Source organism: Neorhizobium petrolearium (genome assembly GCF_029854435.1).
GTDB classification, from domain to species: Bacteria; Pseudomonadota; Alphaproteobacteria; order Rhizobiales; family Rhizobiaceae; genus Neorhizobium; species Neorhizobium petrolearium.
This window is the reverse complement of record NZ_CP123000.1, coordinates 2,062,716-2,089,237: the sequence shown is the minus strand read 5'-3', so window position 1 is coordinate 2,089,237 and position 26,522 is coordinate 2,062,716. Positions and strand designations below refer to the sequence as shown.

Below are 26,522 nucleotides of genomic sequence, written 5' to 3'. Positions count from 1 at the left end.
TTGGAATAGTGTTGTCCGTTAGGCTGACTTGTGGTCAACGCTGCGAACAATAATATATGTTCCAAGTGATAAGGCAAGAGCTGCCCCCTTGTGGGCACCGAAGCGAGTCCGTTGTGAGTGAGAAGGTCGTCAGTGGGATTTGGGAGAATATCGGGCTGGAAGGTCCTCCCGTACCCCCGATCCCGATGCGCCTTTACGGCGATGCGGCAAAGGTGAAGGTGAAGGGAGCGCCGATCGTTCTCTACTTTCGGGGTGATGCCTTTCAGGGCGGGAGGCTGGAAGAGGCAGAGCGGCCGGCAGGCACTGCGCTGGTGGACGCCGGCGCGATCGTTTTGGAAGCAGATTACGCCAGGGGGTCCGACAGCCGGTTTCCTCAGGCTATGGAACATGCGTTTATGGCGCTCGCGTATCTGAGCACAAAGCGGAAGCTGTATGGCGGCTTGAGCAAGTCCCAGCTATTCGTGGCCGGGGACGAGGCAGGCGGAAATATCGCAGCTGGCGTGGCGTTGAAAGCGCGCGACGTACTGCCGGGCGAACTGAGCGGGCAGATCCTGATGTCGCCGATGATCGACCCGATGATGGCGAGCAATTCGTTCAACCGGGCCGACGAGATCGGCATGGGGCAGCGCTGGGCGGAAGGTTGGAGCCACTATCTGCGCTCTGCGTGCGGCTTCCAGCATCCCTATGCCGCACCGTGCCTCTGTTCGCGGCTTTCGGGTGTCGCCCCGGCGCTGATCGTGACATCGGAGGATGATCCGCTGCACGACGAGGCGATCGGTTATGCTGAGCGGCTGGCAGCGTCGGGCGTATCGGTCAGGCAGAAGGTTTTCCCGGTCGGCTGTGGCTGGACGGGTATTTACAAGGGCGGCAGCGGAAAATGGATGGAGACACTTTGCTCCGAGTTTACCGGCTTCGTCCACGAATTGAGTGCATAGCATATTATATTTGAAGGAAGATCGCGGCCTGCTCCCTAGGCCGTAAGGAGAGTAGCAATGACATCGAAGATCAAGAACTGGGCCCTGTGGGGTACCGGACTGGGTACGGCCGCGCTGATTGCAGGGGCCTCCGTCTATCTCGACATACCGCAAGGAGCGAATGCCGCTCCTGCGACAGCCGCCGCGGCGGCACCGGCCGTTCCGGTGACCGTCGCAACCATCGAGCCGCGCAACGTCACCACCTGGCAGGAATTCTCCGGCCGGCTGGAGGCCGTCGACCGCGTGCAGATCCGTCCGCGTGTCGCTGGCACGATCCAGGCGGTGCATTTCCGCGAAGGCGGACTGGTGAAGGCGGGCGACTTGCTCGTCACCATCGATCCGGAACCCTACGAGGCGGCGGTCGCACAGGCCGAAGGGCAGGTGGCCTCCGCTGAAGCCAGGGTTCAGCTTGCCACGACCGAACTTGAACGCGGCAAGACCTTGGCAGCCAATAATACGATCTCGCAAAGCGATCTTGCACAGCGCCAGAGCACCAAAGGCGAAGCGCTTGCCAACCTCCAGTCCGCCAAGGCGGAATTGAGAGTGGCTGAGCTCAATCTCGGTTATACCGAGATTCGGGCGCCGATTTCCGGCCGGGTCGGCAGATTGGAGATCACTGTCGGCAATCTCGTGGCATCGGGTTCGGAATCCGCTCCGCTGACCACTCTGGTTTCCGCCGATCCGATCTATGCGAGTTTCGACGCCAGCGAAGAGCTGGTGACCCGGATACTGGCGCAGCTTCCCGCTCAGAACGGCGCTCCAGCAATCGAGCAGGTGCCGGTGGAGGTCAGCACGCTGGCCGACGGTGGTGCTCCGATCCGCGGTAAGTTGCAGCTTATCGACAACGAAGTGAATGCTCTGAGCGGCACGATCCGTGTGCGCGCCGTCTTTGACAATCCGGGTGGTCGCCTTATCCCGGGCCAGTTCGTGCGGGTGCGCATGGGCCAGCCGAAGTCGGAGGATCACCTGATGGTCAGTGAAAAGGCCGTCGGCACCGATCAGGACAAGAAATTCGTCTTCGTGGTTGATGCCAACAATACCGTCGCCTACCGGCAGGTGGAACTGGGCTCGGCGGTGGATGGCCTCAGGATTGTCGAAAAGGGGCTCAACCCCGGCGATCGGATCGTCGTCAACGGCCTGCAGCGTATCCGTCCCGGCGCACTGGTCGAGCCGCAGGACGAGGCCAAGGTCGCTACAAAGTAATCCGCTGACCGGCTGCTGGCCGGTCAGCCTCCAAGACATCATTCGCGTTTGTAGCCTGCAGCCCCGATGGACTGCAGGGCGGACGCTTTCCGTTTCTTGTTCAACCCCGGAGAGAGGGCTTTGACATGAATATTTCCAGGTTTTTCGTCGACAGGCCCGTCTTTGCGGCCGTGTTGTCGATCCTCATCGTGGTCGCCGGCCTCATTGGCCTCAGATCGCTTCCGATTTCCGAATATCCGGAAGTCGTGCCGCCATCGATCGTCGTGCGCGCCACCTATCCCGGTGCCAACCCGACGGTCATTGCCGAAACCGTCGCCACCCCGCTCGAGGAGCAGATCAACGGCGTCGAAGACATGCTCTACATGTCCAGCCAGGCAACTTCCGACGGCGTGCTGACACTTACCGTTACCTTCAAGCTCGGCACGGACCCGGACAAGGCCCAGCAGCTCGTGCAGAACCGGGTGTCACAGGCCGAACCGCGCCTGCCGACAGAGGTGAGGGCGCTGGGCATCACGACGGTGAAAAGCTCGCCCGACTTCATCATGGTCGTCAACCTGGTCTCGACCGGCGACGATTATGACATCACCTATCTTCGCAACTATGCGACGTTGAACATCAAGGACCGGCTCGCCCGGATCGAAGGCGTCGGGCAGGTGCAGGTCTTCGGCGCCGGCGACTATTCGATGCGTGTCTGGATCGATCCGCAGAAGGCGGCTGAACATTCGCTGGCCGCAGGCGATATCAGCAATGCGATCCGGTCCCAGAACGTCCAGGCCGCAGCGGGCATCATCGGCGCATCGCCAAGCGTACCGGGTGTCAACCTGCAGCTCAACGTCAACGCCCAGGGCCGTCTCCAGACGCCGGAGGAATTCGGCAACATCATCGTCAAGAGCGGCGAGAATGGCGAAATCACCAGACTGCGCGATGTCGCCCGCATCGAACTCGGCGCTGCCGACTACACGTTGCGCTCGCTGCTGGACGGCCAGCCGGCCGTGGCCGTGGCGGTCTTGCAGGCGCCAGGCTCGAACGCGATCGAAATCGCCGACAATGTTCGCGCCACCATGGACGAACTGCAACTCGCCATGCCAACCGGCGTCAAATACGAGATCGTCTATGACACGACCAAGTTCGTGCGCGCCTCGATCGAAAAGGTCATCGAGACCTTGCTCGAAGCGATCGCGCTCGTTGTTCTCGTGGTCATCCTCTTCCTGCAAACCTGGCGCGCTTCGATCATTCCGCTGATCGCCGTTCCCGTCTCGATCATCGGAACGTTCGCAGTCATGTATGCCTTCGGCTTCTCGATCAACGCGCTGACGCTCTTCGGACTTGTTCTGGCGATCGGCATCGTCGTCGACGACGCGATCGTCGTGGTGGAGAACGTCGAGCGCAATATCGAGAACGGCCTCAGTCCGCGTGACGCGACGTATCGCGCCATGAAGGAAGTGTCCGGTCCGATCATCGCCATTGCGCTGGTGCTGGTCGCGGTCTTTGTACCGCTCGCCTTCATCAGCGGCCTGTCCGGCCAGTTCTACCGGCAGTTCGCGCTGACGATCGCGATCTCCACCGTGATTTCGGCGATCAACTCGCTGACGTTGTCGCCGGCGCTCGCGGCCCTTCTTCTTAAGGGCCATCACGCCCCGAAGGACGGACTGACGCGGTTCATGGATCTGATCTTCGGCTGGTTCTTCCGCGGCTTCAATCGCGTCTTCGGAGCCGCCTCCAACGGCTACGGGCGGACGGTCGGCGGGCTGCTCTCGCGCAAGAGCCTGGTGATGATCATCTATCTTGCGCTCGTCGGTCTGACTTACAGCATGTTCAATGCCGTGCCGGGCGGTTTCGTGCCGGCACAGGACAAGCAGTACCTGATCGGCTTTGCCCAGCTTCCGGATGGTGCGACGCTCGACCGCACGGAAGACGTGATCAAGCGGATGAGCGATATCGCCATGGAGCAGCCAGGTGTCGAACACGCCATCGCTTTCCCGGGCCTGTCGATCAACGGCTTCACGATCGGCTCGAATGCCGGCATCGTCTTCGCCGTACTAGACGACTTCGAGAACCGCAAGACGCCGGAGCTTTCGGGCGGCGCCATCGCCATGGCGCTGAACCAGAAGTACGCCGGCATCCAGGATGCGTTCATCGCCATGTTCCCGCCGCCGCCGGTCAACGGTCTCGGGCAGACGGGCGGTTTCAAGCTGCAGATCGAGGACCGTGCCGGTCTAGGTAACCAGGCGCTCGACGAAGCGACCAAGGCGGTTCTCGCCAAGGCCTATCAGACGCCGGAACTCGCCGGTATCTTCTCGAGCTTCCAGATCAACGTGCCGCAGCTTTATGCCGATCTCGACCGCGCCAAGGCCGAACAGCTCGGCGTCTCGGTGAGTGATGTCTTCGAAACGCTGCAGATCTACCTCGGCTCGCTCTATGTGAACGACTTCAATGCCTTCGGCCGCACCTACAGCGTGCGGGTGCAGGCGGATGCGAAATTCCGCGCCAAGGCCGAGGATATCGGCCAGTTGAAGGTTCGTTCGCAGTCCGGCCAGATGATCCCGCTTTCCGCTCTGCTCGAGGTGGATGCGCAGACCGGGCCTGAACGCACGACACGCTACAACGGCTTCCTGTCGGCCGACATCAACGGCGGTCCGGCTCCGGGCTATTCGTCCGGACAGGCCGAGGCGGCGATCGAGAAGATCCTCGACGAGACGCTGCCCTCGGGCATCGACTTTGAATGGACAGACCTGACCTACCAGCAGATCCTGGCCGGCAATTCCAGCATTGTCGTCTTCCCGCTGGCACTGCTGCTCGTCTATCTCGTGCTCGCCGCACAGTATGAGAGCCTGACGCTGCCGCTTGCGATCATCATGATCGTGCCGATGGGTGTTCTGGCCGCCCTGACCGGCGTCTGGTTCACTGGTGGAGACAATAACATCTTCACCCAGATCGGCCTCGTGGTGCTGGTGGGACTTTCGGCGAAGAACGCGATCCTGATCGTGGAATTCGCCCGCGAGCTGGAGTTCGAAGGCCGCACGCCGTTCCAGGCGGCAGTCGAAGCGAGCCGGCTGCGCCTGCGGCCGATCCTGATGACCTCCATGGCCTTCATCATGGGCGTGGTGCCGCTCGTCGTCTCGACCGGCGCGGGTGCAGAAATGCGCGCGGCCATGGGTGTCGCGGTCTTCTCCGGCATGATCGGCGTGACCTTCTTCGGCATCTTCATGACGCCTGTCTTCTACATGCTGGTGCGTTTGCTTACCGGCAGCCGCCCCTTGCGGCAGCACGGCACGGAGGCGGCGCCCGCTCTCTCTCCAGCGGAGTAAGCTCACCTCCGGCCGCGCGGGCTCTTTCCACCGGGAGCCCGCGCGGCAATTTCCTTTTCGCTGTTCAAAGCGCTCCGCCGTCGATGACGATCGTCTGGGCCGTCATGGCGGCGGAGGCGGTTGAGGCAAGGAACAGGCAGGGGCCGACAAGATCTTCCGCCACAAGCACCCGCTTCAAGCACTGGCGGGCAACCATCGCGGCAATATTCTCCTCCTTCAGCCAAAGCTCCTTCTGACGTTCCGTTACGATCATGCCGGGCAGGATCGCATTCACACGAATGTTTTCCGGTCCGAGCTTTCCCGCCAGGCTCTTGGTCAATCCGATGATGCCGGCCTTGGCGGTCGTGTAAGCGGGCATTTCACCCATATTGAGCAGGTAAGCGATCGAGGAGAAATTGACGATCGCGCCGCCGCCGGCTTTCCGCAGATGCGGGACGATGGCCTGCGAGACAAAGAACATCTGCTTCAGATTGATCGCCTGGCTATTGTCCCAATATTCCTCCGTTACGGCTTCCAGCTCATGCCGGTCGTCCCATCCGGCGTTGTTGACGAGCACGGACATCGATCCGAGCCTGCGTGCAGCCTCGTTCGCTGCAGCCTTGGCCTCTTCGATGTTGCGGAGATCGGCTTTCACGTAGAAAACCGGATGACGGGATTTCTCCGTCAGCCGCGCGGCGAGATTCCGGCTGACATCGTCGGCGATGTCGATGAAGGCGACCTGCGCTCCCTGAGTGGCAAAGCCTTCCACCAATGCCGCGCCGATGCCCGAACCGCCGCCGGTGACCAGCACGCCACGATCGGCGAGATCCGGATGGGACACGGAAACCTGGGCCAAGACATCCTCCCTTGCGTTCGACCTAGGAAGACAGTTCTACCGTGCTGAAAAGGGAAGGCAAGGACGGCGGCAATACTTGTTTCAATCGATTTGCATCTTCATATGGTAGAGCTGACACCAAAACCGATTCCGGCCATTTCTGCGCCGGATTGCCCCTGAAGGATCTGCCCTTGTCTTTTGCCGCCGCGCCGGAAATCAAGCTTCCCCAAAAGGCCTACGCCGCATTCCTTTTCGACATGGACGGAACGATCCTGAATTCGCTTGCCGCGGCGGAACGGGTCTGGGGCCGCTGGGCGGCGGCCATGGGGCTCGATGTCGAAAGCTTTCTGCCGACCATGCATGGCAAGCGCGGCATCGACACGATCAGTGCGCTGAATCTGCCGGGCGTCGATCCGGTCGCCGAGGCGGAATTCATCCTGCGCGGCGAGATCGAGGACGTGGAAGGCGTTGTGCCGATCCCGGGCGCGGTGGAGTTCCTCTCGGCCCTGCCGCCGGAGCGCTGGGCGATCGTTACATCCTCGCCGATCGAACTGGCGAAGCGCAGGCTCGGAGCGGCCGGCATTCCCGAACCGCGCTATATGGTGACAGCAGAGGATGTGACGGTCGGCAAGCCCAATCCACAAGGGTATATCCTCGGCTCCGAACGGCTCGGCGTGAACCCGTCAGAGGCTCTGGTCTTCGAGGACGTGCTTGCCGGCATCCGGGCAGGAGAGGCGGCCGGCGCCGATGTCATGGTCATCACCGCCACCCATAACCATGAGATCGAAACCGGGCATTGGAAGATTCCCGGTTATCTCGATGTGACAACACATATTGCTGATGATGGGCGGCTTTCGGTTCGCTTCAAGAGCTGATCGTTTCAGCCGACAAGGCTTAGGACAGCACTTTCTCGTGATAATATTGCACTTGATGCAAAAATTCACTAACTTCGTTTGGCTGCGGCGTACCTGGGTCATTCGGCGTGCAGCCAGGCTGTTTTTTTCAGGACGGAGGTTCCTATGCCTTGGAATTGCCATGCGGGCTGTGAAGGTCGGCGGAATACGCGATCGCATTTTCACACCGATGAGTCTCTGACCATGAGAGCAGACGTCGCATTCTCCGATTTCCTGCATTTCTTCCGTTCCTGGATCAGCAATCCCATGCGCGTTGCAGCCGTTGCACCTTCCGGTGACTCGCTCGCGCGGCTGATGACCCAGGAGATAGCGCCGCTCGACGGGCCGGTGATCGAGCTCGGGCCGGGGACTGGGGTCTTCACCCGCGCCCTGCTTGCGCGAGGCGTTGCCGAGTCCGATCTGACGCTGATCGAATACGGACCCGAATTCGTGCCTGGCCTGCAACGGCGGTTTCCGCAGGCAAAGGTGCTGCAGATGGATGCGGCAAAGCTCGCGCATGCTGATCTTTTCGATGGCGCAATAGCCGGGGCTATCGTCAGCGGGTTGCCGCTTCTTTCGATGTCGCCGCGCAAGGTGACGGCAATCCTCGGCGGCGCCTTCACCTATCTTCGTCCGGGCGGCGCCTTCTACCAGTTCACCTACGGTCCACGCTGCCCCGTTCCGCGTCCGATCCTCGACCGGCTTGGCCTCAAGGCGACGCATATCGGCGCCACCGTGCGGAACCTGCCGCCGGCGAGCGTCTACAGGATCTCCCGCCGTAAGCCATTGGATCTCGCGCGTGAGCGTCCTCAATCTCATTCCGAGACGGTGATGCGCCCGGCCACGAATACCGATCCGGCGAGCGACGATTGAATCGGATGAAATGACGAAGGCGACGGGCAGAGAGACGGAAGGTAGACGCGAACGCAAACGCCGGCAGACCCGCGAGCGTATCGAACAGGCAGCAATCAGCCTGTTCCTGGAGCGCGGTTTCGAAGTCACGACAGTCGAGGACATCGCCGAACGCGCCGATGTCTCCAAGCGCAGCTTCTTCGATTATTTCCCCTCGAAGGAAGACGTTGTCTTCGCCTGGCAGGATGGGTTTGCGGAGCATCTGATGAGAGCAATCGCCTCCCGTCCGGTGGACGAACCGGTGGTCAAGGCCGTGCAGTACGGTTTGACAAGCGCCATCGTTTCGGCCGCCGACGAGAGAGCGCTCAGGCTTGGCGAATTGATCCGGCGCACGCCGGTGCTCAATGCCCGCGATCAGTTCAAATATGCCAAGCTCGAAGCGAAGCTTACGGAAGCTCTGAAGGCCCGCAGCCGCAGCGAAGAAGAGAGCGAGCGCCTGCGGCTTCTGGCAGCCGTGGTGATCGGCGCGCTGCGGGTGGCAAGCGAGCGGTGGGCCGCGCAGCCTCCAGGTGGCTCGTTGGAAACATTCGCGCACCGGTTCTTCGCCGACTTCTGGAAGACGCTCATCGACTTCGGCAGCGAAGGACTGCAGATCAGATCAGACTGAGCGTGGCTGCAGTCAGCACCAGATACCGTATGGACTTGCCGATGAAGACGAGGATCAGGAAGATCGGCAGGGGTTCTTTCAGAACGCCCGCCGCGACTGTGATCGCGTCGCCACCGATCGGCAGCCAGCTCAGAAGCAGCGACCATTTTCCATATTTCCGATACCAGGCCTGTGCCCGGTCGAGCTTTTCGGGAGTAACGGGAAACCAGCGCCTGTCTCGGAACTGCTCGACGCCGCGGCCGATGAACCAGTTGACCGCTGCTCCGAGCGTATTGCCCACCGAAGCCGCGAGAAACAATCCTGCGAGTGAATACCGGTCAGACAGGATCAAGCCGACAAGGATCGCTTCCGACTGCATCGGGAAGATGGTGGCGGCGACGAAAGCTGCGGAAAAAAGGCCGGCATAGGCGGCAAAATCGAACATGGGAGAGTTTCAATAAAAAGGGGGCGGATGGAGATCCGCCCCGTGCCATTTTCTGAGCCCGGCAGATCAGGCCTGCTTGGCGCGTTCGCCATCCTCGATAGCTGTTTCACCGGCAGCTTGGGCCTGCTGGGCCTTGCGGCGGGTGCGCCAGTCGCCGAGGAACAGCAGGATCGGAGCCGCGATGAAGACCGACGAGGAGGCCGCGACGACGATGCCGAATACCATCGGGATTGCGAAGCTCTCCACCGCGCTGCCACCCCAGATCGCCATAGGCAACATGGCGAGGAAGGCTGTCGCCGAGGTATACAGGCTTCGGGCAAGCGTTTCGTTGATGGATAGGTCGATCAGTTCGCGCAGCGGCATCTTCTTGTAGAGCCGCATGTTTTCGCGCATGCGGTCATAGACGACGACCTTATCGTTGACCGAGTAACCGACGAGTGTCAGCAGAGCCGCGATGGCGGTCAGGTTGAAGTCGAGACCGGTCAGCGCGAAGAAGCCGATCGTCTTCGTCACGTCGAGAACGAGGGTTGCGATTGCTCCGACGGCGAAGGGCCATTCGAACCGAGCCCAGATGTAGACCAGCATGGCGAGCGAGGCGAACACGACAGCCAGGACACCGGCTGTGGCGAGTTCGCCGCTCACCTTCGGTCCGACGACTTCGGTGCGCTCCACCTTGGCGGTGGAATCGATCTTGACCACTTCCGCCTTGAGTTTCTCGACGGCTTGGGTCTGCGCCTGTTCGCCGCCCGGCTGGCGCTCGACGCGGACGAGGACGCGGTTGTTGCCGCCGAATTCCTGCAGCGCAACCTCGCCGAGACCGAGTTCGTCGAGACCGGAGCGGAAGGCCGCCAGGTCCGTCTGGTTCTGAGTCGTCACCTCAAGCTGGATGCCGCCACGGAAGTCGACGCCGTAATTCAGGCCCGGCGTGATGAAGAGAATGATCGAGGCAATCGAGAGAAAGGCCGAGACGCCGATACCGACGAAGCGGCCCTTCATGAAGTGGATATGCGTGCCGTCCGGAACCAGTTTGATCGGCAGCAGCGGCTTGATGTCGATTTTCTTCAGCTTGCGGCGGGCGGCGATGAAGATCATCACGACACGAACGATGGAAACCGCCGTGAACATCGAGATCATGATGCCGAGGCCCATGGTGACCGCGAAGCCGCGCACCGGACCGGAGCCGAACCAGAAGAGAAGGACGGTTGCGATCAGGCTCGTGACGTTACTGTCGACGATGGTCGAATAGGCGCGCTTGAAGCCCGCGTCGATCGCCGCAAACGCGCTGCGGCCCTTGCGGGTCTCTTCCTTGATGCGTTCGTTGATGAGGACGTTGGCGTCCACCGCAAGACCGATGCCGAGCACGATACCGGCGATACCGGGAAGCGTGAGCGTCGAACCGATCAATGTCAGGCCCGCGAAGGTGAGAATGACGTTGATGAAGAGCGCGACATTGGCGAGGATGCCCCATGTTCCGTAGAGGAACAGCATGAAGGCGACGACGAGGCCGAAGCCGATGAGGCCGGTGAAGATGCCCATTTCGATGGCGTCGGAACCCAGGTCGGCGCCGACCGTGCGCTCTTCGATGACGGTGAGCTTGGCGGGCAGGGCGCCGGCCCGCAACAGAGCTGCGAGCGTATTGGCTTCCTCGACCGTAAATCCGCCCGAAATCTGGCCGGAACCACCGGTGATCGGCGTGCGGATGACTGGCGCGCTCAGCACCTTGTTGTCGAGCACGATCGCGAAGGGGCGGCCGACATTCTGCTGTGTGATCTGGGCGAAGCGGTTGGCGCCTGCCGAATCGAAGCGGAAATTGACGACCGGCTCGTTGGTTTGCTGGTCGAAGGCGGCGCGGGCGTCCGTCAGCCGGTCGCCGGAGAGCTCGACGCGGTCGAGGACCGGATATTGATTGCCTTCCTCATCGGCAAGCATGGTGACCCCAGATTCGCCTTGCTGACCAAGCAGATGGAAGCTCATTTTGGCGGTCGAGCCGAGAAGCTGGCGAAGGCGCGACGGATCCTGCTCACCCGGAAGCTGGACGAGGACGCGGTCGGAGCCGACGCGCTGGATCGTCGGTTCGGCAACACCCACCTGGTCGACGCGCTGGCGGATGATCTCAAGGCTCTGGTCGACGGCGGCGCTGATATGGGAATTGATGCCGGCTTCGGTCTGCGCAATCGAGATCGTGTTGTCGGAGGGCGTGGTGATTGAAAGGTCGCTGCCGCCAACGGTCGTCCCGAGGCCGACGGGGTTGGCAAGCGTCTGCAACTCGGTCACCGCTGCATCGCGCTGGGCGGGGTCGCGGAGCGCGACCGTGATCGTGTCACCTGAACGTCGGATCGCCGAGGTGTTGATGTTCTTGTCGCGCAGCACACGGCGGGCATCCTGCAACAGGCTCTGGACGCGTTCGTTGATCAAGTCGGCGCGATCGACTTCCAGGACCAGATGCGAGCCGCCACGCAGATCGAGGCCGAGCGAAACACGGCTATGCGGCAGCCACGAAGGGAGGCGGTCGAGCGTGGACTGCGGAATGACATTCGGCAGCGCCACCAGAACGCCGATCAAGATGATGAGCGCATAGCTCGCCACCAACCATGGGGAATTTCTCATGTTTTTAATCCTGCTAGGCCCGTGTCACGCTTCCAGGCGGTGAGGGGCGAGAACGCTCATGTCGTAAATGCGCCGAGGCGCGATATCCTCAGGCGCGGACAGGCGGCGCGCGCGGTAGAGATCCCGGCCAAAATGCAAAAGCGGCCGGATCGGACGAGGGATTTGGCGTGATAGCCGAAGCATGGAACGGGAATGTTATTTCTACGGAACCCGGGACGAGCGCACCGTCGGCGCTCGTCGACTGGGCGCTGGTTCCCTCTTTCCGGTCTGTCGCGACAAGCGACCTGAGCGGCTCCCGCTTGGAAAGATGCGGAGCATCGGTACCCTTGTCGGCGGACTGGATGCCGCGTGGAAATTGCGCGTCCTTGACAACACCCGAAAGCAGACCGAAGAGCGCGGCGATCAGAAGCGCCGCGGCAAAGACCGGCCAGCGCGACAGGAGGCTATCCTCATCACGTCCGCGTTTCATCCGCTTGTCCGGCGGGAACAGCGCCATCCGTATCAGCTCCGGAGCGTTCTAATATCCCGAAGCGCCTGCTTCGGAACGGAATGCCGCCTTCTAAAGGACAGCCTCGAAGCGGTCAATCTCCAGTGAGGCTTCGGTAAACCAGGATTGCGGCGGCTTTAGCAATGCTCACAGCATCTCAGGCCGGAAATCTGCGCTCTTTTCGAGCGGATACATCCCGCTAACGTAACGTTGCTATTTGTGAATGGGGTCCTTCCACAGAACCTCCTCCGGCTTTTCGACCGGCTCGATGTCCAGGTTTACGACGACCGGCTCCTGACCCGAGCGCATCAGAACGCATTCGAGCGTTTCATCTCGGCTGGCGTTGATCTCCTGATGGGGCACGTAGGGCGGAACGTAGATGAAATCGCCCGGGCCGGCTTCGGCAACATATTCGAGATTGTCGCCCCAGCGCATGCGAGCCTTGCCCTTTAGGACATAGATGATGCTTTCGAGATCACCATGATGATGAGCCCCGGTCTTGGCGTTGGCATGGATCGTCACGGTGCCGGCCCAGATCTTCTCCGCGCCTGCGCGCGCCTTGTTGATCGCCGTCGCCCGGTTCATGCCGGGCGTCTGAGCCGTGTTCGGATCGAGCGAATTGCCGGGGATGACCTTCACGCCATTCTCGCGCCAGTCGACGTGGGAATGGTCGTCATGACCGTGCTGATGATGATCGTCGTGATCGTGGCTCAAGGCTTGCTCTCAGTGACTGGGACGGGGCTCACCAACTCTCGCGAGAAGGGGGTCCGCGAGCCCCTGACCGGCGTCATGCCGGCTGGGAGCCCACGTAGCTTTGCTTCGGGAACATGTTCAATGGGAACGCGACAAAAGTCAAAGACTTGGTGACGAAAAGCTGACCTCGCCGCCTCAATTCAGTACATCGTCAGGCTCCGATCGCGGCCTTTAACCGCTCCCGCGTCAACGGCAGGTCGAAGAGCCGCTTGCCGGTTGCGTTGCGGATCGCATTCGCGACGGCGGCGGAGGTCGGACCCTGGGCGGCTTCCCCGGTTCCCAGGAACGGCGCTCCGGGTCGATCGATGACATGCACTTCGACGCTATCCGGCACGCTTGCGAAGCGCATGATCGGATAGTTCGACCAGTCGGTGCTGGTGATGCGCGTCCGGTCGAAGGTGACCGCCTCGTAAAGCGTCCAGCTGATCGACTGCAGGATGCCGCCTTCCGTCTGGTTCCTGATGCCATCCGGATTGACCGCCTGGCCGCTGTCGATCGCCGAGACCGCACGGATGACCCGGACGCGTCCAGTCTCCGGCTCAACGCTGAGTTCCAATGCGACCGCCAGATAGGCCGCATGGTTCTTGTAGCGTGCGAAGGCAAAACCTACGCCGTGGTCGCGAGGCACTTCGCTCTTGCCCCAGCCGAACTTGTCGGCGGCCAGCTTCACGACGTCGGCAGCGCGATTGTCTGTCAAGTGCCGCAGCCGGAATTCGACCGGATCGGCCTTTGCCGCGATCGCCAGCTCATCGATGGTGCTCTCGATCGAAAAGACGTTCGGTTGGGCGCCAAGACCGCGCAACGCCGAAACGCGAAGCGGCATCTCAGGCAGGAAATGCCAGAGGATCCTCCGGTTCGGGATGGCATAGAGCGGGTCGGCATTGCGGTCGCCATTGCCGCTGGGACTGATCGAGAGCTTCGGTGGTTTGAGCGGCGTGGGATTGCTCTTGGTCCGGCCGGCCAGAAGCGAACCGGCATCACCCGGACGCGTGCTGTGCGAATTGCTCCACAGGTCGTAGATCCAGTTGTCGATCCTGCCGTCCGGCCCGACCGAAGCCCTGATCTTGGTCACCATACCGGGACCATAGGGCTCCCAGGCGTGCTCCTGCTCGCGCATCCATTGAACGCGGATCGGACGGCCCTGTATTTTGCTGGCGATCAGTGCCGCGTCGGCTGCGGCATCGTCGGCTCCGTTATGGCCGTAGCAGCCGGAGCCCTCCATGTGGATGACCCGCACCTTGTCTTCGGGAAGCCCAAGCATCTGGGCGATCGCCTCGCGATCCGGGAAGACACCCTGCGTATGCGACCAGACGTCCATCGTGCCGTCGTCCTTCATAAGGGCAATGCCGCAGGAGGGACCAATCGAGCCATGCATGATATAGGGACGGGTGAAGGTCGCCTCGAAGGTCGGGCCGTTCGGGAAGGAGGGTGTCCCGGACTCCGCAACTGTTCCGACATCACCCTCCAGCGCAACGAGCTCGGACGGAAGGGTAGCCTGATCCGGCAGGTTGGCCGGCTCATCCCACTGTGCCTCCGTCTGAAGCGCACGCATGGCCTTGATCGCCTGGTATTCCTTTTCGGCGACGACAGCGAGGAAATTGCCATCGCGGACCACGGAGATCACCCCCGGCATCGCCTCGACTGCTCCGGCATCCAGGCTCTTCAGCGTGGCGCTGTAGCTCGGTGGACGCACGACGCGGGCATGCACCATGCCGTCCAGCTTCAAATCCTGTACATAGGCAACGCCGCCCGTCACCTTGCCCGGAATGTCGAGGCGCTGCAGGTCGCGGCCGATGACGCTGAACTGGTCCGGTGACTTCAACCTGGATTGCGGCTGTGCTTCCACATGCAAAAACTGGTTCGCGACCAGCGCACCGTAGCCGATCGCGCGGCCATCCGGCGCGACGATGGTTTTCCCTTCCGCCTTGAGCTGTTCAGCCGGTAGGTTCCATTGTGTTGCCGCCTGGGCGATCAGCAGCTCTCGCACCTGTGCGGAAGCGTTGCGGATCGCCGTCCCACTGTTCTGCATGGACTGGCTGCCGGCAGTGAACCCTTCGTCCGGGGTCTGCGCGGTATCCGGGCCAATGAGGGTGATGTCTTTCGGTTCCACGTTGAGCTCTTCGGCAGCCACCTGGATCAGCGGCGCACGGATGCCCTGGCCGAGTTCGGCCTTGCCGGTGAAAACAGTGATCGCTCCATCAGCGTCGATACGGATCCAGCTATCGAGAAACCGGTTGGTATTCAGACTACCCGGAAGTGCCGGCGGCTTGGCCGGGGCAGGGGCAGCCGGCTGCTGTGCCGGCTCTTGCGCGAGCGCATTGGCAACCGAGAAGCTGACGACGAGGGCGCCGGTGCCCGCAAGCAGGCCGCGGCGGGTGATTTCGGCCTTGTTGAACGTATCCATCAGCCGGCACTCCTGTTCGTGGCAGCCGGAAGAGCTGCTTCTTCCATCAGTTCGCTGGCCCGCCTGATGGCGGCCATGATGCGCATGTGAGTGCCGCAACGACAGAGATTGGTGCGCAGGGCGGAGCGGATGTCATCGTCGCTCGGCTTCGGGTTCTGCTTCAGAAGTGCGGCCGCACTCATCATCATACCGGCAATGCAGTAGCCGCATTGTGCCGACTGTTTTTCGATGAAGGCTCGCTGAATCGGGCCGGGATTGTCGATCGTGCCGAGGCCTTCCACTGTGGTGATCTCGCGTCCCTCGGCGACCAATAACGGGGTGACGCAGGAAAGTGCCGCCTTGCCGTCGATCATGACGGTACAGGCGCCGCACTGCCCGAGCCCGCAGCCATATTTCGCTGCATTCAGTTCGAGATCATTGCGCAGCACGTAAAGGAGCGGCGTGTCCGGCTCCGCATCGACCTGATGCTTCTGTCCATTAACGTTGACTGTGATGGTCATTTTTGCTCCTTGGCGCCGACATTCTTTGGCGCTCTTTCAATCCCGTCGGAGGGCAGTACGGTGACTGGATGCTCGCCGGAGCGGGTTTTTGCAACGAGATCGGTCAGTCCGGACCACGCCGGCTGATCGGAGAAACGTTCACGCAGATAACCGAGGAGGTCGGCAACCTGCTGGTCGTCAAGCGTATTGCCGAAGGCCGGCATGATAGCGCTCAGTTGGCCATCTGCCGGCGGCAGGCCGAACAGCGTCACGTTGATAATATTCTGCGGATTCGGCGAATTGACGGCCGTGCTGAGCGTGAAGTTCAGGCCGCCGAAGGGCTGCGCCCTGCCGCTCTCATGACAAGTTGCGCAGGCCGCGCCGTAGATTGCGGCTCCTGGATGTCCGGCGAGATCGGCGGAAGCCTTGTTTTCGTCGAGCGAGGCAGTCGTAATGTCGGCGCCCCCCTTGCCGAAACTCCGGACCAATTGCTCGCCCCTCTCTTTGCGCTCCGGCGACGGCTCGCCCATGACGGAAGCGATATAGGTCGCAATGGCACGTATATTGCTGTCGGGCAGGAGGCCGAGATTGCCGGTGACTTCCGCCATCGGGCCACGCGAAACGCCATGCAGCTCATGCCAGCCGTTGCGTAGGTAGAAGGCGATGCTGTCGACCGTCCAGGGAATGGGCGATTTCGAATCGGCGTTGATCGCATAGGCCTGCCAGCCTTCCGCTTCTCCGCCTGCGAAATGATGATTTCTGTCTTCGGCCCCGAATGCGTTTCGGGGCGTATGACAGGCCCCGCAGTGCCCGAGTCCTTCGGCGAGATAGCGGCCGCGGTTCCATTCCTCGCTTTGCGATGGATCCGGCTGCATCACGCCTTCCCGGAAGAAGAGCATATTCCAGCCGACGAGCAGCGGACGGAATTGAAGCGGAAACTTCAGGTCGTTTTCCGGTGCGGTTGCCTTCACCGGCTTGCGGGTCATCAGGAAGGCGTAAAGCGCCTTGTTGTCCTCGTCCGTCACCCAGGTGAAATGGTCATAGGGAAAGGCGGGATAAAGATGATTGCCTTGCCGATCGACACCTTCGCGCATGGCGCGGACGAAGGCCGCTTCGCTCCAGCGGCCGATCCCGGTCTCCGGATCCGACGTGATGTTGGTGGAATAAAGCGTACCGAACGGCGTGGGGATCGGAAGTCCGCCCGCAAATGCCTCCTGACCGGGCTTGGTATGGCAGGCGATACAGTTTCCGACTGCGGCAAGCTGTGCGCCTTTGGTGACGAGATCGGGAGGATACGGTGTGCTTGCCGCCCTATCATCCGGAGGAATTTCCGACCGCCATCCAATCATAAGAAATCCGACGGCGGCAATCACCGCCACCGTCAACAGTAATGAAATTAGACGAAGGAATCGCATGCTGAAGCCTCGGGTTGGCCGCCGTATGACAGTCAGACAGTATTGAGTTCCTTTTCTTGATCAAAAGCAAGTTTTTTTGGCGCGAATTTGAAATCCTGCCCACGCAAACGGCACTGGCGGATCAGCATGTTGTCCCAGCGGAAAATTACATTTTGTCGAACGCCATTATCCATCATTCAATCCCGACAAGACGCCGAAGCCGCAACCTTGATGTCTCAAGCAGTCTTTTTTACCGGCAGTCCTAGTGCTTGCCGTCGATCGGCATCTCACTTATATGGCGCTCGGAGCGCAGGCCGAAGCGTGTCCAGGGGCCCTGGCACTTCCGGATTTCGCCGGGCCTGGATCTTAAGGAGACCCCCATGCCGCAGAGAGCTGTTGTCCTCATCGTCGAGGACGAGCCGCTGATCCGCTTCACCACGCTCGACGCATTGGAGGACGTCGGCCACACGGTGTTGGAAGCCGGCAATGCCGACGAGGCAATGGTGCTTTTCCGAAACCGCGCCGACATCAATATCGTCTTCACCGACGTCGATATGGCCGGCTCCATGGACGGCATTCAGCTTGCGCGACGCGTCCGTGCCATTCGTCCAAGTGTCGGCATCATCATCACGTCGGGCGTGGTCAACCTTGATCCGATGCTATTGCCGGCCAATACGCTCTTCCTGCCGAAACCCTACCAGCACGAAAAGCTGCTTTCCTCGATACACGAACTCATGCCTTGACGCCCTGAGATCCGGCGGTCAGCGGGGATCGGCTTCGCTGTCTACGAACCAGGCGCCTTCTTCATTGTGCGGAAACCTGCCCCCGCGGAAGAGGCGGCAGAACTTTACTTTCCGCCGCTTTGGCGGCATCAATGCCCCCGCTGCCGCAAGCGGAGGACGACGGATATGGCCATCGAAGAGGATATCGCGAAGATCGCCGAACAGGAGAGGGCACTCGTCTTCGACCGCTTTGACCTTTCCACCGCCTGGGACCTTGGATCGCTTCTTCGCCATATGGCAACGGAACGGGGGCTGGGTATTGCAATCGACGTGCGGCTGCATTCCATGCCGGCCTTTTATGCAGCGCTACCGGGATCCACGGCGGACAATGAGGGCTGGGTTCGCCGCAAACGCAACCTTGTGCTTCGTTTCTTCCAGTCGAGCTATGCGATCGGCCGGAAGCTGGCACAGCAAGAGGCAACCCTCCAAGAGAAATTCGGATTATCTTCCACCGACTATGCTGCCCATGGCGGCAGCTTTCCGATCACGGTCGCCGGCGTCGGCTGCGTGGGCGCGGTGACGGTTTCCGGTTTGCCGCAGCGAGAGGACCACAATCTGGTCGTCGAGGCGCTTGCCCGCATGCTCGGCAAGGATATTTCCCTGCTTCGCCTCGACTGAGGAGATCGCTCCATGGCAAAGACGGACATCAAGACGCCCGAGGAAGTATTCTCGTTCTGGTTCAAGGAACTGACCCGCAAGGACTGGTTTGAGAAGAACGAGGCGCTGGACGAAGCCATGCGCAGGCATTTCGCGCCCACGCATCTCTCGCTCGCCCGCGGTGACTTCGACCTGTGGCGGGCCTCGCCGCAGAGCCGGCTTGCCGCCGTCATCGCGCTCGACCAGTTTTCGCGCAACATCTACAGGGGCACGCCGCTTGCCTTTGCGACCGATTGGCTGGCGCTGAGGGAGGCGAAGCTAGCCATCGAAATCGGCGCCGACATGGCGGTGCCGCCGGAGCAGCGGGGTTTCTTCTATCTGCCCTTCGAGCATGCCGAGAATCTTGCCGAACAGGATCGTTCGGTCGAACTGTTCACGCTGCTCGGGGATGAGGAATACCTGGATTACGCCGAACGTCACCGGTCGGTGATCCGTGAGTTCGGCCGTTTCCCGCACCGCAATTCGCTCCTGGGGCGGGAATCCACCGCCGCCGAGCTCGAATATCTTTCTAAGCCCGGCGCCGGTTTCTGATGTCAGCAGGCTAAATGAGGATGACTTTCAGGCCCGATGGTATGAAATACAATACCTGATCTATTTCGAACGATAGATTTGGAATCGGGATACTAGCGTCGTACTGCCCGCCCGACCGCAATCAGGATGCAGGCGCCTACGAAACCGGCAATCAGATATCCGATCCAACCACCGAGCACGACTCCGAAAACGCCAAGGATGGCATTGGCGATAATAGCACCGACGATGCCGAGAAGGACGTTCATGAGGATGCCCATATTGCTCTTCATGAACTGTTCTGCGAGCCAGCCCGCAATGCCGCCGATGATGATGGCCGCGATCCAGCCTACCCCTGCACCTTCCATATTTTACCCTCCTGTTTGATATTGGCAAAAGGTAACGCACGGAAATGTTCCAGGTTCCATGTGATTGTTCCAATTCCAGGTGCGGGAAAGGCGGGCTTCCTTTTCTTCGCCGCGAAGTCCCTCTATTTTCGCGGCACGAATCTGATCGAAAGACAATGAGTACCAATTTGGCACCTTCCACGACCGGACCTTCGACAATCGGATGCGCGGCCCGCGCGATTGTCACAATTCTGCTGCTCACGATCATCGCGTCGGCGCTGTGTCTACCGTCGTCTGCCTGCGCGCAAATGCTACAGCAGCCTCAGCCACAAATTGAGTCGGCTGTCACGATCGACTCGATCAATGCGGACATGAAGGCCAAGATCGAAGCGATACGCCGGCAGCTCGATACCTTCCGCAGCCGTGTGCAGGAAGATTCCAGCGACGACGCGCGCCTGGCGGAGCTCAGGGTTCAGGCTGAAAAGATCGTTGAAGAGATGAATGTCATTTCCGACGCGATGCGGACGCGGATCGAGCAGATCCAGTCGCGTCTCGCGAGCCTGGGGGACCCGCCGGCCTCTGGCCAGGCTTCAGAGGCACCGGCTGTAACGGAAGAACGTGGCCGGCTGCTCAACGAGCGTTCGGAACTCAACATCATCGTCGACGATGCCGGTACCCTGTCGAACGGCGCGACCCAGCTTGCCAACTCGATCACCAATCTGCGTCGCACGCTATTTGCCCAAACGCTGTTCCGCCACACCGAATTATCGGGCGAATTGTTCGCGGATGCCGGATCGGCATTCGTCGCCGAGGTTCGGAATTTCGGTTCCACCTTCGGAAGCTGGATCAGCTTCGTCTGGAAATACAAGAAGCTGCAATTGCTCGGCGCCATCGCGTTATCGCTCGGCGCGGGCATGCTCTTTCTCTCCGGCGGGTATCGAATATTCGGTCGCTTCATCCGCCGCGACGGGCAGGAGGCGCCATCCTATATCCGACGCCTGTCCGTCGCCTTCTGGTCTACCGTCATTCAGACGATATCGCTTGCGTCCTTCCTCGTCGCATCCTTCCTGTTCCTGGACGGCTTCAATGTGCTTCGGCCGGACGTCTCACCGATCATTGCTACTTTCTTCGGATTCGTCTGGTTCGTCTATTTCGTCTCGAAGCTCACCTATGGCGTTCTGGCTCCCGGAGAGCCGCAATGGCGGTTGGTGCGTCTCACCAATCGTGGCGCACGACGGCTGACGATAGCGGTGCTCGCCATGGCGATCGTCAACGGGCTCGACTATCTGCTCGGCGCGATCAGCGAGGCGCTCAATTCGCCGCTTGTGCTCACCATCGTCAAGAGCCTGCTTGCCTCGGTCATCGTCGGTCTGATGCTGATTGCAATTTCCTTCGTCAAGCCGCGGCTCGTCGAGGGAGAGGACCCGGACGGGCCGGGGCATGATTGGCCACGTTTCTTTCCTCTACTGCTCCGGCTGATGGGCGGTTTGCTCATTCTTTCGGTTTTGACCGGCTACATAGGGCTCGCGCGTTTCGCCTCGACCCAGATCGTGCTGACCGGCGCCGTCATCGTCCTCATCTATATCGGACTTCTTTCCGGCAAGGCGATCTCGAAGCAGGGCTCGTTTACTGCGACGGCCGCAGGGCGCAGGCTTGCCGAACGCTTCCACTTCAACGAAGTGGCGCTCGATCAGGCGGGACTCGTCGCGGGGCTCGGCGTCTATGCCTTCGCTCTGTTCTTGGGGATCCCGCTGATCCTGCTTACGTGGGGGTTCCAGATTGCCGATATCGAAGCCTGGATATTCAGCTTCTTCACCGAAATCCGCGTCGGCAATATTTCGATCTCGATCGTCGGCATCCTGGGCGGCCTGCTGCTTTTCGGCGTTGGCTTTGTCGTCACGCGCTGGGTGCAGAGATGGATCGACGGCAATGTGCTGGCCCGCAGCCAAGTCGATCTCGGCGTTCGCAATTCGGTGAGGACCGGCATCGGTTATCTCGGTGTCGGGCTTGCGGTCATCATCGGCGTCTCGGCTGCCGGTATCGACCTGTCGAGCTTCGCGCTCGTTGCCTCGGCGCTCTCAGTCGGCATCGGTTTCGGCCTGCAGAACATCGTGTCGAACTTCGTATCCGGCCTGATCCTGCTGGTCGAGCGGCCGTTCAAAGTCGGTGATTTTGTCGTGACCGGAACGACCGAAGGCATTGTGAAGCGCATTTCCGTACGCGCCACCGAGATCGAGACTTTCCGCCAACAGGCGATCATCGTTCCCAACTCGGATCTGATCAATGCTCCGGTCGGTAACTGGACGCTCAAGAACCGCATACAGCGTTCCGAGATCCCGGTGTCTGTAAGTTACGACAGCGATCCGGAACAAGTGATCGCGATACTGCTGGAGATCGTCGACGATATTCCCGAAGTCTTGAAGAACCCCGGTCCCCACGTGGATTTCATGGCTTTCGGCGGCTCCTCGCTCGATTTCGAGCTCCGCTTCCATCTTGCCGACATGTCGGATGGCATTCGTATCCGAAATTCCGTGCGCACCAACATCTTGAAACGGTTCCGCGCCGAGGGGATCGAGATACCTTATCCTCGCCAGGATGTCACAATCCTTGCGCAACCAAAGAATGGTCCCAAGCCCGGTTCACCAGAGGAAATCGATGACGGTGGCGGTATCTGACAGGGCTTCAAACCTGGCATCGACCGATCGTCGCGAGCTGGATGTCGCAATGTCGTAATCAGGCGTTTGGGCCGCCGGCTGGAATTGCATAGTCCCCGAAAGTATCGTGAAGGCCGGACGAGGCCGAAAAGGGGTTCATTCCATGAAGACACATGCACGGGCGGTGGTGATCGGCGGCGGCGTGGTCGGCGTTTCGACGCTCTACCATCTGGCGAGAAAGGGCTGGAGCGACGCGGTCCTGATCGAGCGAAAGGAATTGACCTCCGGTTCGACCTGGCACGCCGCCGGGCTCCTGCCGCTTTTCAACCTGTCCTATTCGGTCGGCCAACTCCATAAATACTCGGTGCGCTTCTACCAGGAACTCCAGCAGGAAACCGGCATGAATGTCGGTTTTGCGAATGTCAGCAACATCCGTCTCGCCCGTACCAAGGACCGCTGGGACGAGTACATGTATTACGCCGGCATCGCCGAGACGATCGGCGTCAAAGTCAACATCCTGACGCCGGACGAGGTCAAGGAGATCTGGCCGCTCTGCGAAACCGACGGAATCCTCGGCGCGATCCAGCATCCGGACGACGGTTATATCCAGCCGGCCGATCTCACGCAGGCGCTTGCCAAGGGCGCGCGCGACCGCGGCGCCACCATCTATCGCAATACGACCGTCACGGCGATCGAACAGCAATCCGATGGCCTATGGAAGGTGACGACCGACAGGGGCGAAATCACCGCCGAGCACGTCATCTCCTGTACCGGCAATTTCGCCCGCAAGACGGGCGAGATGGTGGGCATCAACATTCCCGTCATACCCGTCGAGCACCAGTATATCGTTACCGAACCCCATCCGGCGATCCAGGAGCGCAAGGCCAAGGGCCTGCCGGAAATGGGGGTCCTGCGCGAATCGGATTCCTCCTGGTATATGCGCGAGGAGAATGGCGGCCTGCTGCTTGGCCCCTATGAAGTCGGCGCGCCGGTCTGCTACGTCAACGGCCCGTCCGATGACAGCGAATACGAGCTCTTCCAGGAGGATCTCGATCGGCTGATGCCCTATATCGAAACCGCGATCGCGCGTGTTCCGGCTTTTGCAGAGGTCGGCATCAAGAAGGTTTATAACGGTGCGATCGCCTATACGCCGGACGGCTCGCCGATTGTCGGTCCGGCACCCGGACTGAAAAATTTCTGGCTCAACGAAGGCCACTCCTTCGGCATCACGGCGGCCGGAGGCGCTGGCTGGCAGCTTGCCGAATGGATCGTCGACGGCGAGCCGACCGTCGACATGATGGGCGTCGACCCGCGCCGCTTCGGGCCTTACGCCACCGAAGGCTACCTCATCGAGAAGAACGAGGAGGCCTATGCCAACGTCTTCACGATGCACTATCCCGATGAGGAGCGTGCCGCAGCGCGTCCCTTGAAAACCACGCCGGTCTACGACCGTCTCAAGAAACTCGGTGCCGTTTTCGGTTCCGTCTATGGTTGGGAGCGTGCCAACTGGTTTGCACCGGAAGGCTACCAGGTATCGAAGGAGGAACTCGGAGTCGGCGCCGACGTCATCACCAGCCACAACCATGCGCCGCCGCTGGACGATGGAAGGATCGTCGAAAAATGGTCCTTCCATCGTTCGAACTATTTCGATCACGTCGGCAACGAGATTAAAAACGTACATGAGAAGGTCGGCGTGCTCGACATGTCGGCCTTCGCGAAGATGGAGGTCTCAGGCCCCGGAGCGCGTGTATGGCTCGACGCGATCCTGGCCAATGCGATCCCGAAGAAACGCGGCCGTATCGCGCTTTGCCATCTGCTCACGAGGGATGGCGGCGTTCGATCGGAGTTTACCGTTTATGAATGGGCGCCGGATCGTTTCTATCTCGTTTCCGCCGGCGCCTATGAGGCGCATGACCACGATTACCTGCGCAAACTCGCGCCGAGCGATGGTTCCGTCCGCCTGCAGCAGATCACCCAGAAGTTCGGCGTGCTGGTGCTTGCCGGCCCGAAATCCCGCGATGTGCTGAAGAAACTCACCCGCACCAGCCTGGACAACAGGGATTTCCCATGGCTTTCGGGCAGGGAGATCTCCGTCGGGGCGGCCTCGGCCCATGCGTTGCGCGTCAACTTCGTCGGCGAGCTAGGCTGGGAACTGCATCATCCAATCGAGATGCAGAACTACATTTTCGACAAGCTGATGGAGGCGGGCGCCGAATTCGGCATCAAGCCCTTCGGCATCCGCGCCATGCTCTCCATGTCAGTCGAAAAATCCTACAGGCTCATCCCGCGCGAAATGTCGATCGAGTACAATGCCTACGAATCCGGCCTCGACCGCTTCATCAAGACGGACAAGGATTTTCTCGGCAAGCAAGGCCTGCTTTCTTACAGGGAGAGGGGGCTCAGGTGGAATTTCTGCACGCTTGCGGTCGAGGGCGCCAACGACGTGGATGCCCGTGGTTCCGAGGCGATCTACGACGAGACAGGCGAGCTCATCGGCCGCGCCACCAACGGTGCCTACGGCTGGCGCGTCGGCAAGTCGCTGGCGCTTGCCATGGTGAAGCCCGGCTATGCGGTGGCCGGCACGAAGCTGAAAATCAAGATCCTCGGCACGCTCTATAATGCAAGCGTCATCCCGGAAAGCCCGTTCGATCCGGAGAACGAGGCGCTCAGGGCCTAATGGCGGCTAAAAGTAATAGACCATTGACTTTAAAGGGCGGTCTCCGGGCCGCCCTTGTCTTTTCGAGATCGGAGCGGTGCTCGGATTAACGGTTCTGCAAACCGTTCACAGTACGAATGTTCTCAGAGGGGCAGTATTTATCGATAGGGGCGTCATGACATTCCTCGGCATTTCCGGGATGCAATATTCCGGCCAATCACTGGCAAATTCCCGCATCCTGCTTGCGGAGGATTCCAACGTCTTTACCTCGATGATCGGTACCCGGCTGAAGGAATTGTTCGGCATCGAGGTCGAGGTCTGCCGCAATTTCGAAGAGCTGCAGCTTGCCTATGACCGCTCCACCGAGCCGGTGACGCTGGCGATCTCGAACATCAATCTGCCGGGTGCTGAAAACGGCGAGGCGCTGGAATACCTGATCGATCTGTCGATCCCGACCATCGTCTTCACCGGAACGTTCCACGAAGCGACCCGCGACAAGCTGCTGTCCAAGGAAATCGTCGACTACATCCTGAAGGACAATGTCTTTGCGGTCGAAATGCTGGCGGAATCGGTCTGCCGCTTCCTCACCAACCATCGCCACCATGTGCTGATCGTCGACGACAGCCCGACGGCCCGGGCGTTGCTGTCGAGCCGCCTGAAACGCTACAATTTCCGGGTCAGCGTCGCCGAGAGCGGCGCCAAGGCGCTCGAAATCCTCAAGAAAAATCCGGATATCGGTCTCGTCGTCACCGACTACAACATGCCGGATATCGACGGTTTCGAACTCACCCGCCGGATCCGCTCAGTGCGCGGTTCGCATGAACTCAGGATCATCGGCGTTTCGTCCTCCTCCAACCGGCTGCTTTCGGCCCGCTTCCTGAAGGCGGGAGGTAACGATTTCATGCTGCGGCCCTTCATCGACGAGGAATTCTACTGCCGCGTCAACCAGAACCTGGACACGCTGGTTCAGATCTGGTCGATGCAGGCCAAGCTCAAGGAGCCGGCGGCAGTCAAAAGCGTAGCCTGACCCCAAGGATTTGCATGCCCTATCATCAAAGCCATCACATCCGGGAAACGGAGCATCTGACCTATGGCCGGGCTGCGCCATCTCGGGCGCAATCGGAAGCGACGGAGCCGGCTACCGATCCCTTGACCGGCCTTCCGACCCTGAAGGAGTTTTATCGCCTCGGTCAGCCTCTGGTCGAGGCGTGCCTGTCGCAAGGGGTTCCCTGCGCGGTCGCCATTGTCGATATCGATCATTTCCGACGGCTGAACGAGACCCGCTGCGAGGAAACCGTCAGCCAGGTGCTGAGGGCGATTGCCGCGAAGATCGAGGCTGCCTGTCAGGGCAGCCGGCATCTGCATGCTCGCCTGGACGACGAGGAGTTCGGCATGTTCCTGATCGGTCTCGACGGCGCCGCTGCCATGGATTTTTGCGAGAAGCTACGACTGGGGATCGCTTCCAAGCGGTTCGTGGCCGGAGACAGCGATTTCTCTGTCACCGTTTCAATCGGCCTGGCGAAAGTCTGTGGCCCGGAGATATTTGACAACTATCTCAATGCCGCCGAGCAGTTCCTGTTTATGGCCAAGAGCCATGGCCGCAACCAGGTCTTTTCGGAGTTTACGGTTGTATTGCAGGCCGCGAGCTAACCGGCCGATC

General features: G+C 60.8%; 23 protein-coding genes. 13 read left to right on the top strand and 10 right to left on the bottom strand.

Translation table 11 applies throughout. The features are described from left to right. The first annotated feature begins 185 nt into the window (after nucleotides 1-185). The 3 genes from QEO92_RS10685 (at nucleotide 186) to QEO92_RS10675 (ending at nucleotide 5,485) form a co-directional block, all read left to right on the top strand. The gene (locus QEO92_RS10685; RefSeq protein ID WP_227705137.1) at nucleotides 186-935 is read left to right on the top strand and encodes an alpha/beta hydrolase fold domain-containing protein; all 750 of its coding nucleotides are present in this window, start codon (nucleotides 186-188) and stop codon (nucleotides 933-935) included. Nucleotides 936-992: 57 nt separating this feature from the next. Next, nucleotides 993-2,177, top strand: coding sequence for an efflux RND transporter periplasmic adaptor subunit (locus tag QEO92_RS10680; RefSeq protein WP_227702965.1), 1,185 nt, complete (start codon nucleotides 993-995; stop codon nucleotides 2,175-2,177). Nucleotides 2,178-2,302: 125 nt separating this feature from the next. Further along, on the top strand, nucleotides 2,303-5,485 hold the full coding sequence (locus QEO92_RS10675; RefSeq protein WP_227702964.1) for an efflux RND transporter permease subunit: 3,183 nt from the start codon (nucleotides 2,303-2,305) through the stop codon (nucleotides 5,483-5,485). Between the two features lie 64 nt (nucleotides 5,486-5,549). Here the strand turns inward: QEO92_RS10675 and QEO92_RS10670 are convergent, their stop codons facing one another. Beyond that, nucleotides 5,550-6,320, bottom strand: coding sequence for an SDR family NAD(P)-dependent oxidoreductase (locus tag QEO92_RS10670; RefSeq protein ID WP_227702963.1), 771 nt, complete (start codon nucleotides 6,318-6,320; stop codon nucleotides 5,550-5,552). A gap of 236 nt (nucleotides 6,321-6,556) precedes the next feature. Between QEO92_RS10670 and QEO92_RS10665 the strand changes: the two genes are divergently transcribed. The 3 genes from QEO92_RS10665 to QEO92_RS10655 all read left to right on the top strand — a co-directional run bounded on the left by QEO92_RS10665 (nucleotide 6,557) and on the right by QEO92_RS10655 (nucleotide 8,711). After that, the gene (locus QEO92_RS10665) at nucleotides 6,557-7,174 is read left to right on the top strand and encodes an HAD-IA family hydrolase (RefSeq protein ID WP_227705136.1); all 618 of its coding nucleotides are present in this window, start codon (nucleotides 6,557-6,559) and stop codon (nucleotides 7,172-7,174) included. A 222-nt stretch (nucleotides 7,175-7,396) separates the two neighbouring features. Beyond that, nucleotides 7,397-8,065, top strand: a complete 669-nt coding sequence (locus QEO92_RS10660) for a class I SAM-dependent methyltransferase (RefSeq protein WP_227702962.1) — start codon at nucleotides 7,397-7,399, stop codon at nucleotides 8,063-8,065. A gap of 10 nt (nucleotides 8,066-8,075) precedes the next feature. Further along, nucleotides 8,076-8,711, top strand: coding sequence for a TetR family transcriptional regulator (locus tag QEO92_RS10655; RefSeq protein WP_227702961.1), 636 nt, complete (start codon nucleotides 8,076-8,078; stop codon nucleotides 8,709-8,711). Here QEO92_RS10655 and QEO92_RS10650 read toward each other — a convergent pair. From QEO92_RS10650 to QEO92_RS10615, 8 genes are all read right to left on the bottom strand, one after another. Further along, nucleotides 8,698-9,135, bottom strand: coding sequence for a YqaA family protein (locus QEO92_RS10650; protein WP_227702960.1), 438 nt, complete (start codon nucleotides 9,133-9,135; stop codon nucleotides 8,698-8,700). The two genes, QEO92_RS10655 and QEO92_RS10650, sit on opposite strands and share 14 nt — an antisense overlap. A gap of 66 nt (nucleotides 9,136-9,201) precedes the next feature. After that, a complete protein-coding gene (gene secD, locus QEO92_RS10645; RefSeq protein ID WP_227702959.1) occupies nucleotides 9,202-11,742 on the bottom strand; it encodes a protein translocase subunit SecD in 2,541 nt (846 codons plus the stop codon). A gap of 88 nt (nucleotides 11,743-11,830) precedes the next feature. Further along, nucleotides 11,831-12,238, bottom strand: coding sequence for a hypothetical protein (locus tag QEO92_RS10640; protein ID WP_227702958.1), 408 nt, complete (start codon nucleotides 12,236-12,238; stop codon nucleotides 11,831-11,833). 204 nt (nucleotides 12,239-12,442) lie between these two features. Next, nucleotides 12,443-12,943 carry a cupin domain-containing protein gene (locus tag QEO92_RS10635; protein ID WP_037147252.1) on the bottom strand — a complete coding sequence of 167 codons (501 nt, stop codon included), beginning with the start codon at nucleotides 12,941-12,943 and terminating at the stop codon, nucleotides 12,443-12,445. Between the two features lie 190 nt (nucleotides 12,944-13,133). Next, nucleotides 13,134-15,386, bottom strand: coding sequence for a xanthine dehydrogenase family protein molybdopterin-binding subunit (locus QEO92_RS10630; protein ID WP_227702957.1), 2,253 nt, complete (start codon nucleotides 15,384-15,386; stop codon nucleotides 13,134-13,136). Then, nucleotides 15,386-15,886 (bottom strand): (2Fe-2S)-binding protein, encoded by a 501-nt coding sequence (locus tag QEO92_RS10625; RefSeq protein WP_037147246.1) that lies wholly within the window; start codon nucleotides 15,884-15,886, stop codon nucleotides 15,386-15,388. The genes QEO92_RS10630 and QEO92_RS10625 overlap by 1 nt, the downstream gene beginning before the upstream one ends. Then, a complete protein-coding gene (locus QEO92_RS10620; protein WP_227702956.1) occupies nucleotides 15,883-17,280 on the bottom strand; it encodes a cytochrome c in 1,398 nt (465 codons plus the stop codon). Before QEO92_RS10620 ends, QEO92_RS10625 begins: the two co-directional genes overlap by 4 nt. Nucleotides 17,281-17,312: 32 nt before the next feature. After that, nucleotides 17,313-17,456 (bottom strand): hypothetical protein, encoded by a 144-nt coding sequence (locus tag QEO92_RS10615; RefSeq protein ID WP_280107511.1) that lies wholly within the window; start codon nucleotides 17,454-17,456, stop codon nucleotides 17,313-17,315. A gap of 183 nt (nucleotides 17,457-17,639) precedes the next feature. Between QEO92_RS10615 and QEO92_RS10610 the strand changes: the two genes are divergently transcribed. The 3 genes from QEO92_RS10610 (at nucleotide 17,640) to QEO92_RS10600 (ending at nucleotide 19,229) form a co-directional block, all read left to right on the top strand. Beyond that, nucleotides 17,640-18,002 (top strand): response regulator, encoded by a 363-nt coding sequence (locus QEO92_RS10610; protein ID WP_210056367.1) that lies wholly within the window; start codon nucleotides 17,640-17,642, stop codon nucleotides 18,000-18,002. A gap of 165 nt (nucleotides 18,003-18,167) precedes the next feature. Further along, entirely contained in the window at nucleotides 18,168-18,659 is a 492-nt protein-coding gene (locus tag QEO92_RS10605) for a heme-degrading domain-containing protein (protein WP_037147236.1), read from the top strand. 12 nt (nucleotides 18,660-18,671) lie between these two features. Beyond that, complete coding sequence (locus QEO92_RS10600; protein WP_227702954.1) at nucleotides 18,672-19,229, top strand: DUF924 family protein; 558 nt, start codon at nucleotides 18,672-18,674, stop codon at nucleotides 19,227-19,229. Between the two features lie 92 nt (nucleotides 19,230-19,321). Here the strand turns inward: QEO92_RS10600 and QEO92_RS10595 are convergent, their stop codons facing one another. Next, nucleotides 19,322-19,573, bottom strand: a complete 252-nt coding sequence (locus QEO92_RS10595) for a GlsB/YeaQ/YmgE family stress response membrane protein (protein ID WP_037147231.1) — start codon at nucleotides 19,571-19,573, stop codon at nucleotides 19,322-19,324. Nucleotides 19,574-19,923: 350 nt separating this feature from the next. Here QEO92_RS10595 and QEO92_RS10590 point away from each other — a divergent pair, with 350 nt between their 5' ends. The 4 genes from QEO92_RS10590 to QEO92_RS10575 all read left to right on the top strand — a co-directional run bounded on the left by QEO92_RS10590 (nucleotide 19,924) and on the right by QEO92_RS10575 (nucleotide 26,512). Further along, the gene (locus tag QEO92_RS10590; RefSeq protein WP_227702953.1) at nucleotides 19,924-22,227 is read left to right on the top strand and encodes a mechanosensitive ion channel family protein; all 2,304 of its coding nucleotides are present in this window, start codon (nucleotides 19,924-19,926) and stop codon (nucleotides 22,225-22,227) included. Nucleotides 22,228-22,369: 142 nt separating this feature from the next. Continuing rightward, nucleotides 22,370-24,883, top strand: a complete 2,514-nt coding sequence (locus QEO92_RS10585) for a GcvT family protein (RefSeq protein WP_227702952.1) — start codon at nucleotides 22,370-22,372, stop codon at nucleotides 24,881-24,883. Between the two features lie 154 nt (nucleotides 24,884-25,037). Further along, a complete protein-coding gene (locus QEO92_RS10580) occupies nucleotides 25,038-25,889 on the top strand; it encodes a response regulator (RefSeq protein WP_037147225.1) in 852 nt (283 codons plus the stop codon). A 14-nt stretch (nucleotides 25,890-25,903) separates the two neighbouring features. Continuing rightward, nucleotides 25,904-26,512: a GGDEF domain-containing protein gene (locus QEO92_RS10575; protein ID WP_227702951.1), complete on the top strand. Its 609-nt coding sequence runs from the start codon at nucleotides 25,904-25,906 to the stop codon at nucleotides 26,510-26,512. The last annotated feature ends 10 nt before the right edge of the window (nucleotides 26,513-26,522 follow it).

Coding starts and splice junctions, on each gene's coding strand:
- QEO92_RS10685 (WP_227705137.1), top strand. CDS start 186: ATGCGCCTTTACGGCGATGCGGCAAAGGTGAAGGTGAAGGGAGCGCCG.
- QEO92_RS10680 (WP_227702965.1), top strand. CDS start 993: ATGACATCGAAGATCAAGAACTGGGCCCTGTGGGGTACCGGACTGGGT.
- QEO92_RS10675 (WP_227702964.1), top strand. CDS start 2,303: ATGAATATTTCCAGGTTTTTCGTCGACAGGCCCGTCTTTGCGGCCGTG.
- QEO92_RS10665 (WP_227705136.1), top strand. CDS start 6,557: ATGGACGGAACGATCCTGAATTCGCTTGCCGCGGCGGAACGGGTCTGG.
- QEO92_RS10660 (WP_227702962.1), top strand. CDS start 7,397: ATGAGAGCAGACGTCGCATTCTCCGATTTCCTGCATTTCTTCCGTTCC.
- QEO92_RS10655 (WP_227702961.1), top strand. CDS start 8,076: ATGACGAAGGCGACGGGCAGAGAGACGGAAGGTAGACGCGAACGCAAA.
- QEO92_RS10650 (WP_227702960.1), bottom strand. CDS start 9,135: ATGTTCGATTTTGCCGCCTATGCCGGCCTTTTTTCCGCAGCTTTCGTC.
- secD (WP_227702959.1), bottom strand. CDS start 11,742: ATGAGAAATTCCCCATGGTTGGTGGCGAGCTATGCGCTCATCATCTTG.
- QEO92_RS10640 (WP_227702958.1), bottom strand. CDS start 12,238: ATGGCGCTGTTCCCGCCGGACAAGCGGATGAAACGCGGACGTGATGAG.
- QEO92_RS10630 (WP_227702957.1), bottom strand. CDS start 15,386: ATGGATACGTTCAACAAGGCCGAAATCACCCGCCGCGGCCTGCTTGCG.
- QEO92_RS10625 (WP_037147246.1), bottom strand. CDS start 15,886: ATGACCATCACAGTCAACGTTAATGGACAGAAGCATCAGGTCGATGCG.
- QEO92_RS10620 (WP_227702956.1), bottom strand. CDS start 17,280: ATGCGATTCCTTCGTCTAATTTCATTACTGTTGACGGTGGCGGTGATT.
- QEO92_RS10615 (WP_280107511.1), bottom strand. CDS start 17,456: ATGATGGATAATGGCGTTCGACAAAATGTAATTTTCCGCTGGGACAAC.
- QEO92_RS10610 (WP_210056367.1), top strand. CDS start 17,640: ATGCCGCAGAGAGCTGTTGTCCTCATCGTCGAGGACGAGCCGCTGATC.
- QEO92_RS10605 (WP_037147236.1), top strand. CDS start 18,168: ATGGCCATCGAAGAGGATATCGCGAAGATCGCCGAACAGGAGAGGGCA.
- QEO92_RS10600 (WP_227702954.1), top strand. CDS start 18,672: ATGGCAAAGACGGACATCAAGACGCCCGAGGAAGTATTCTCGTTCTGG.
- QEO92_RS10595 (WP_037147231.1), bottom strand. CDS start 19,573: ATGGAAGGTGCAGGGGTAGGCTGGATCGCGGCCATCATCATCGGCGGC.
- QEO92_RS10590 (WP_227702953.1), top strand. CDS start 19,924: ATGAAGGCCAAGATCGAAGCGATACGCCGGCAGCTCGATACCTTCCGC.
- QEO92_RS10585 (WP_227702952.1), top strand. CDS start 22,370: ATGAAGACACATGCACGGGCGGTGGTGATCGGCGGCGGCGTGGTCGGC.
- QEO92_RS10580 (WP_037147225.1), top strand. CDS start 25,038: ATGACATTCCTCGGCATTTCCGGGATGCAATATTCCGGCCAATCACTG.
- QEO92_RS10575 (WP_227702951.1), top strand. CDS start 25,904: ATGCCCTATCATCAAAGCCATCACATCCGGGAAACGGAGCATCTGACC.